Annotated in this window: 2 protein-coding genes; both read right to left on the reverse strand. The window is 61.2% G+C overall.

Annotated elements, in window-relative coordinates; all coding sequences use genetic code 11:
* Positions 1-113: 113 nt before the first annotated feature.
* Positions 114-776 carry a hypothetical protein gene (locus QZY07_RS14135; protein WP_295403891.1) on the reverse strand — a complete coding sequence of 221 codons (663 nt, stop codon included), beginning with the start codon at positions 774-776 and terminating at the stop codon, positions 114-116.
* Between the two features lie 29 nt (positions 777-805).
* Positions 806-1,627 (reverse strand): hypothetical protein, encoded by an 822-nt coding sequence (locus QZY07_RS14140; protein ID WP_295403893.1) that lies wholly within the window; start codon positions 1,625-1,627, stop codon positions 806-808.
* Positions 1,628-1,852: the final 225 nt, after the last annotated feature.

Here is a 1,852-nt window from a genome sequence, read left to right on the forward strand (position 1 = left end):
CCCGCAATAGAGCATCACGACCTGAAGCAATTGCGCCGGCGTCTTGAGCTTGCGCGGGCGTGCGAATGCCTTGAACTCACGCGCCATCGTCGCGTACTCGGGTGGCAATTCTTTCAGAAACGCTTCAAACGCAAGATCGACGGGCTGAGGGGCGTGGAGCATGGCAGCAAAAAGCTAACACATCGCACCTCTCCACTGATTTTCAAGGGCTTGTCGGCTATGTTGGCGCTTATGGGCGGATCACCCCGCTCGATACGTTGTTTTATATTCATAATCATCTGTTGTTGGCCGGCTTGCTCCAATCCGCGGTTGATTTGATCCGCCCGCAGACTGGCGCGTTGGGGGTGGGTATCGATGCGTCGGCGCAGCTCCAACAGCCATTCCGGGGCCGGTTTGGCCGCCTGGTCGATTGCCGTCTCGATGCAGGCGATGGCCTCCGGCAGCCGGTTCTGTTCCAGGTAGGCGCGCGCCAGGTCGGCCAGTCTCTTGACCCGCTGTTCATGATTGCGGCTGTCCGGTTCCACCGTCATGAGTACCTTGAGCGCCGCCAACTGATCGCCCACCTTCACGTAGGCCATGACCAGGTCGTTGATGGCGACCGGATCTGGACAAAGCTCCGTCGACTCGCGCAGCAGGGTAATGCGGTGCCGGAGATTGGGTTCGGCCCGGGCGGCGTCCGCAAGACTCTTGCCTCGCTGGCAATCGGCGGCACCGGCCCCGCAGGAATGGAGAGCAAGTAACCACAGCGTCAGGGCGAAACAAAATCGGTGCAGCATGTGACAAGCTCCGTTCAATCCACAATGGGCTATTCGCCAGTGAGCAATGGAGCATAGATCCAACCGCCCACACTCGGACAATCCAGCCATTCGCGACCTTCACCGAGCGCTTCGCCGTTGATCGAGCGACCACAGGTGACACGATCTCCAGTGCTGAGTTTTGTGACGCGATGGCCGCTGGAAGTCGATGGCTCCGAGCGGACTGCCACGAAGCCGTCACCGGTGGCGCGGACCCGATAGTGCTGGGTCTGAGCGCCAAATCCGGCAGGATTCAGCAGAGGTGCATACACATAGCCACCGAGGGTAGGACAGTGACGCCAATTCTTTGCTGGACCAGAATTCCTGCCGCTGATGCGTGGACCGCATTCGACCTGCATCCCACCCTGGAGGCGTCCGATTTCCTGGCTGTCGATCGTGGGATCGGTGCGAATGGCCACGAATCCATCATCGGTCTGTTTGACCCGGAAGGGTTGCAGGCCGTCGCCCCGCATTGGCTCTAAAGGTGGCACGGGCAGCCCAAGCGAGAGATTCGCTTGGGTCCAGGCATCCGCCACGACTGCGGGAGTGTCGGACGCGGATGCACCGTCTGATGCCCTGACTTCGATCTGGTGGACACCAAGGGTCTGATTGGGCAGATTCAACGGTTGGCCGGGGGATGCCTCACCGGCTAGGCGTCCGTCCACCCAGACCTCGCCGTGGCGGTCGACGTTGACCTGGAGATGTCCATGCGCAGGTGGCGGTGGTGGGGGCGGCGGTGTGAGGTCGTCCACGCCAAGCGGGAGGAACTGGAACCGCCCGAGCACGACCCCCTCGACCCAGGGGATCTGTGACCCACTGGTCTCCGTGTTCACTGCGATGGCGACCTGCTTGAAGACCTGCTCTATCTCCAGGCCAGGAATATCCAGCGTGGATAGGAAGTATTTGGTGTAGATACCGTTGCGCCCTACCCCATCTTGGGCGACCCAGGGCGAGCGCGTTTAAATTCTCAGCCGAACACGACCTTGGCGCGATAGTCGTCATTCCACGCGGCCTTGCGGCGCTTCTTGGCCAAGCTGATCGCCGACCCCTCCTGATCG

This window comes from uncultured Thiocystis sp., from assembly GCF_903866365.1.
Lineage (GTDB): Bacteria > Pseudomonadota > Gammaproteobacteria > Chromatiales > Chromatiaceae > Chromatium.

Bases quoted from the DNA above. Each gene is read 5' to 3' on its own strand.
- QZY07_RS14135 (WP_295403891.1), bottom strand. From the start codon at position 776: ATGCTGCACCGATTTTGTTTCGCCCTGACGCTGTGGTTACTTGCTCTC.